The sequence below is a fragment of the Lawsonibacter sp. LCP25S3_E2 genome (assembly GCF_052117285.1).
In the GTDB taxonomy this organism is placed as follows: Bacteria; Bacillota; Clostridia; order Oscillospirales; family Oscillospiraceae; genus Lawsonibacter.
The window spans coordinates 1-4,687 of record NZ_JBQKJL010000040.1 but is presented as its reverse complement, the minus strand read 5'-3'; the positions used below and the strand labels follow the sequence as shown (position 1 = coordinate 4,687).

The following is a 4,687-nucleotide window of genomic DNA, read 5'->3' as shown; positions in this document are numbered from 1 at the left end:
GGGTCCCGGGTTCGAATCCCTGAAGGCGCACCACACGGCCCGTTGGTCAAGCGGTTAAGACGGCGGCCTCTCACGCCGCAAACATGGGTTCGATTCCCGTACGGGTCACCATTTTAAAAAGTATTTTCCAATTGGAAAAAGTACTTGACATTGTCACAGTTTTGGGTATAATACTTACTGTTGGGAAGACGGTAAGGAGAGAAAAACTTGAGTTTTCTTTGCTTACTTTCTTTTCAAGAAGAAAGTAAGTTGGTGTTGATTAGAGCGAGGGTCCACCCGTTCCCATTCCGAACACGGAAGTTAAGCTCGCTTCTGCCGAAAATACTTGTCTGGAGACGGACCGGGAAGATAGGTAACGCCAACACAAAGGGCCCGACCCAACGGGTCAGGCCCTTTTTCTTGCCTCCTTAGCTCAGTCGGTAGAGCATGCGGCTGTTAACCGCAGGGTCGTTGGTTCGAGTCCAACAGGTGGCGCCATGCGCGGCTTGCCGCCAGTTATGACGGCAAGCCGCTTTTTAAAAGTATAGGTCACGGCTATGGGCCTTTAGCTCAGTTGGTTAGAGCAGCCGGCTCATAACCGGTCGGTCCACGGTTCGAGCCCGTGAAGGCCCACCACATATAGGGGTATAGCTCAGCAGGTAGAGCAGCGGTCTCCAAAACCGCGTGCCGAGGGTTCGATTCCTTCTGCCCCTGCCAGAGTATTACAGAGCAATCTGTTTTTGATATCTTCACGACTTGCTTAAATGGCTCGGTAGTTCAGTTGGTTAGAACGCCGGCCTGTCACGCCGGAGGTCGAGGGTTCAAGTCCCTTCCGAGTCGCCATTTAACAATTCCAGCTTGTGCTGTTGAAATAGTTCCCCTTTTGGGGGACGGATATGCTGCTATAGCTCAGTCGGTAGAGCGCATCCTTGGTAAGGATGAGGTCGGCAGTTCGAATCTGCCTAGCAGCTCCAAGAAGCCTTGAAAACTTCGGCTTTCGAGGCTTTTTTGTTGCAATTTTTGATTTTTTGATGTGGGTCAAAATGTGGGTCAGTTGGTTGACCCACACCGTGACCCACATGCGGAAAGGGCTAAAGAGTGCCGGACGGGAAGTTTGCGCTTCCCGCCCGGCTTTTTTCTCTCTGCCCTACATGACCTGTGCCATGAAGTTTCCCATGGTGGCTGCAGCCTCGTCCTGCTTCTGCCGTGTAGCGTGGGTGTAGGTGCGGAGGGTGAACCCGGTATCATAGTGGCCCAGCATGGAGGACACCGTCTTTACATCCACACCGTTCTGAAGGGCTGTGGTGGCGAAGGTGTGCCGCAGATCGTGGAAGCGGATGTGGGGCAGTCCTGCGTCCTTTAGGATCTTCTTGTGGAGGTTGACTACGGAATCTGGGTGGTATAGTTCTCCGGTGATGGGAGAGGGAAACAGGTAGGGGCTGTCCGGGTGCTTGTTGTGCTCCTGGATCAGCAGGTCCACCGCTGTCTGCGGGATGGACACCAGGCGTACGGAGTTTTCCGTTTTGGGCCGGGTGAGCTCCAGGGAGCCGTCCGGGTTGCGGACATATTGTTTGCTGACCGAGATGGTTTTGTTCTGGATGTCCACATCATCCCACCGCAGGGCGACCAGCTCCCCTTTCCGAAGGCCGCTGACCAATTCCAGATAGAACATGGGGAGCAGGTCTCGGGCCTTGGCTGCCTCCAGATAGGTATGCATGTCTTCAGAGGGAAGAATCTGCATCTCGATCTTGCGAGGCTTTGGAGCGATGCAATCTTCAGTAGGATTCCTGGGGATGAGCCGTTCCTTCACCGCCCGTTCCAGAGCCGCATGGAGCATCAGGTGGACACTGCGGACGGTAGTGGTACTCAGTCCCTTTGTTTCTCCTTTTCCAACATGTATTCTGCCGTCCTCCAATAACTCTTTGTAGAGCTTCTGCAGGTGCCGGGTGGTCAGCTTCTTTAGTTTGATGGTTCCGATCCTGGGAATGGTGTAGCGCTCGATGATGAGCTCATAGCGATTTGCCGTGGCGGTGCGGACATTGGGCTTGGCGTAGAGCTCGTACCAGGTGCGTAGCCATGTGGCTACGGTGTACTCATCAGCTGCCTTGCTGACCTCCACACCTTGGCACTCCTCCAAAGCCTTTTTCAGTTTTTCCTTGACCTCCGCCTGGGTCTTGCCCAGCACATTCTTGATGATCCGCTTGCCAGTTTTGGCATCATACCCGGCGGTGTATCGCCCTTCCCAACGGCCGTCCTTCCGCTTTCTGATACTGCCCTCTCCATTAGACCGTTTCTTTGCCATGAGGTGTCACCTCCTGTTCTGCTGCATTGCAAGCCCGCTGTTCTTGTTCGTAGCCGAAAGAGTACAGACCGTCTGCCTCCAACTCTTTCGCAATGCCCCAGGCCAGCTTAAAGCCTGCAATAAAGCTGGCCAGAGAGGTTTTCTCCCGCAGTAGGTTTTGGGCATCCACCAGCTGCATCAATTTACGCCGCTGCAGCTTGTCCAGACAGTCTCGCACCTCCTGTCGGGTCTGTTCAATTTCTTTCTCCAGCTCTGTGAAGTCCGGCTCCTGGAAGAACCGCTGGTATAGAGCAGTCATGTAGTCATTCATCGTGTGTCGCCTCCTTTGCAGCAACACACAATACCAGCTTTCCCGATGGATAGCCATAGGGAATAGGCAGAGTTATCAGAACAGTAACAATTGCCTGGAGAAGGTTCTGCGGATATCTTTGTTAACGGCGTACTATTTTCTCCGCCCTTATTCTTTGATTAGCGATGTAGTTTTTAATACGCTTAGGGCTCCGCACTTGAGCGTGCAGAGCCCCAACGTCACATCATCTGCTGTCCCTGCTCGTGGTCATCTTCCTTATGCCCCAGGGCAATCTTTTTCCTTTGTTCTTTCGCCAGTGCTTTTCGGTCTCCTCGGCTATGTCTGGTGGTAGCATCCAGAACATAGTCATCGTTACTTCCTTCCAGCCTGGAGAGCAGCCGAAGCACCTCATCCGTTATGTCAGCGTCTGCCACATCAGGATGCACACCGGTACTGCCGCCGCCGCTGAACTCATGACAATGAAGGGGATCCATCTGCGGAGCGAGGCAATCGCCTCCTGGGTATCCTTCTGAAAGGTTGTCCGGATCTCGGAGAGTTCCCTGGTAAACTCGTCTCTCTGCCTCCCATCCCGTTTGTGCTCCTCTCTCATTTCGGAGAGAATCTCTCCCATCGCCCGATGGGTTTTCTGATTGAGGGCCTGTGTCTGCTCCAGCCACTGATGGAGCTGTTCCGCCGTAGCCAGCGGCTCCAGGCTCTCTTTTGTGGCCAGAGATACCATGGATGTCTGGATCGTTTTTTGGAGCGCCAAGGTCTGCCGCAGGACCTCCTCCAGCCGCTCCACGGTCTGTACTGGCATGGTGTACAGCACATTGGGCTTCTGGTCCGTCAGAGCAGGCGGTGCTGCCCGCTGTTTGAGTGCGGTTAAGGCGCTGTTTTGCTGCCTGGTTTCGTATTCCAAACTCATGCTCCATATTCTCCTTTCTGAACTTTAGCTCGTGCAGCTTATCGTCTCTGCACTTCATTCCAGTAGGTGTGATGTAGGTGATGTGCTTTCGACGTTCCTCCCAGCGTACCTGGTAGCCCCGACGCTTCATCTCCTGTATGAACTCCTCCCGGCTGCCAGCACGCTGCATGGCCGCCTCTACCGTAGTGATGAGCTGAAACTTCCAGCTCTCTCCCCGCATAGCGGCCCGGTATTCCCCGGCTCTCAGACCACGGGTCCGGTGATCCTGCCGGTATGGTTTGAGAGTGGTCAAGCCGTGTTCCATACAAATCTGGTCGCTGACCTTCCGCATCTGCTCCAGCGATCTGGGAGTGAAATGGAGTTTCTTCCCGGTATCCGGATGGACGGAGTTGACCACCAGATGGGAGTGAAGGTGCTCCCGGTCCACATGAGTTGCTACCAGGACCTCACAGCCGGGGAAGAATCGCTCCGCCAATTCCAGACCGATCTCATGGGCCTGGGCGGGAGTAAGCTCTTCTTCCGGGGAAAAGGACTGGGTGTACTGGTAGAAGAAGGTGCCAGTGTCTTTTCCGTAGAGGCGTTTAGTGGCCATGAAGCTCTGCATGGCCACATCTGCCACGCAGTTGACCCCCGTCAGGTAGCGGTTGCCTTTCTCGTCTATGGTTTTCTTTGGCTGGGATATATACTGGATCACCTGCCTCATGCTCCCAGCCGTCTGCTTGCGTTCCTTGATGAAGCTACAGGTCGCCGTGATGAATCACCGGACCTTTCTCCGCCAGTGTGCTGACCGCCTCATAGGTCCTTCCCAGGGCCGCGGTAAGCTCCTGCAGATAGACAGTCTGAACTCGCCCCTGATGGGCCAGGGCAGTCAGCTGGTTCAGGTTTTTGCCCCAGGCACGCAGTTCCGAGAGGATTGGCTTGAGCTCCTCCATCACATAGATAGGATGATTTAGGGCTGCATCCAGCAGATACTCCTGTTGGCTCAGCCCGGAGCGCTTGATCTTTGCGCTGATCTGCCTTCTCTCGGCTGGGGTTACCCGGAAGGCGATTACCTGGTTTCTGGTCCGCATTGCCATACTTTTTCACCTCCTACAATATAGTTACGGTTTAAGGCGCGGCAGCCAGCCGCGTCTTTTTCCATCTCAAAGCTGAAGCTGTTAGAATGGGAGAGTAAATGGTCTGACAGTAATCA

4 protein-coding genes, 6 tRNA genes and 1 rRNA gene are annotated in these 4,687 nt (G+C 54.3%); 7 read left to right on the top strand and 4 right to left on the bottom strand.

Annotated features, from left to right (window positions below; all coding sequences use genetic code 11):
- Positions 1–36 precede the first annotated feature (36 nt).
- From ACTQ3R_RS16170 to ACTQ3R_RS16140, 7 genes are all read left to right on the top strand, one after another.
- Positions 37–111, top strand: a tRNA-Glu gene (locus tag ACTQ3R_RS16170).
- A 137-nt stretch (positions 112–248) separates the two neighbouring features.
- Positions 249–364, top strand: a 5S ribosomal RNA gene (gene rrf, locus ACTQ3R_RS16165).
- A gap of 37 nt (positions 365–401) precedes the next feature.
- Positions 402–477, top strand: a tRNA-Asn gene (locus ACTQ3R_RS16160).
- Positions 478–538: 61 nt separating this feature from the next.
- Positions 539–615 (top strand) — tRNA-Ile (locus tag ACTQ3R_RS16155).
- A gap of 5 nt (positions 616–620) precedes the next feature.
- A tRNA-Trp gene (locus tag ACTQ3R_RS16150) sits at positions 621–696 on the top strand.
- Between the two features lie 49 nt (positions 697–745).
- A tRNA-Asp gene (locus ACTQ3R_RS16145) sits at positions 746–822 on the top strand.
- 55 nt (positions 823–877) lie between these two features.
- Positions 878–953, top strand: a tRNA-Thr gene (locus ACTQ3R_RS16140).
- A gap of 173 nt (positions 954–1,126) precedes the next feature.
- Here the strand turns inward: ACTQ3R_RS16140 and ACTQ3R_RS16135 are convergent.
- The 4 genes from ACTQ3R_RS16135 to ACTQ3R_RS16120 form a co-directional block, all read right to left on the bottom strand.
- Positions 1,127–2,281, bottom strand: a complete 1,155-nt coding sequence (locus ACTQ3R_RS16135; protein ID WP_441780187.1) for a tyrosine-type recombinase/integrase — start codon at positions 2,279–2,281, stop codon at positions 1,127–1,129.
- On the bottom strand, positions 2,262–2,591 hold the full coding sequence (locus ACTQ3R_RS16130) for a DUF6809 family protein (protein WP_441780186.1): 330 nt from the start codon (positions 2,589–2,591) through the stop codon (positions 2,262–2,264). Before ACTQ3R_RS16130 ends, ACTQ3R_RS16135 begins: the two co-directional genes overlap by 20 nt.
- 218 nt (positions 2,592–2,809) lie before the next feature.
- Positions 2,810–4,189 (bottom strand): relaxase/mobilization nuclease domain-containing protein, encoded by a 1,380-nt coding sequence (locus ACTQ3R_RS16125; protein WP_441780185.1) that lies wholly within the window; start codon positions 4,187–4,189, stop codon positions 2,810–2,812.
- A 43-nt stretch (positions 4,190–4,232) separates the two neighbouring features.
- Entirely contained in the window at positions 4,233–4,571 is a 339-nt protein-coding gene (locus ACTQ3R_RS16120) for a plasmid mobilization protein (RefSeq protein ID WP_441780184.1), read from the bottom strand.
- Positions 4,572–4,687: the final 116 nt, after the last annotated feature.

Bases quoted from the DNA above. Each gene is read 5' to 3' on its own strand.
- ACTQ3R_RS16135 (WP_441780187.1), bottom strand. From the start codon at position 2,281: ATGGCAAAGAAACGGTCTAATGGAGAGGGCAGTATCAGAAAGCGGAAG.
- ACTQ3R_RS16130 (WP_441780186.1), bottom strand. From the start codon at position 2,591: ATGAATGACTACATGACTGCTCTATACCAGCGGTTCTTCCAGGAGCCG.
- ACTQ3R_RS16120 (WP_441780184.1), bottom strand. From the start codon at position 4,571: ATGGCAATGCGGACCAGAAACCAGGTAATCGCCTTCCGGGTAACCCCA.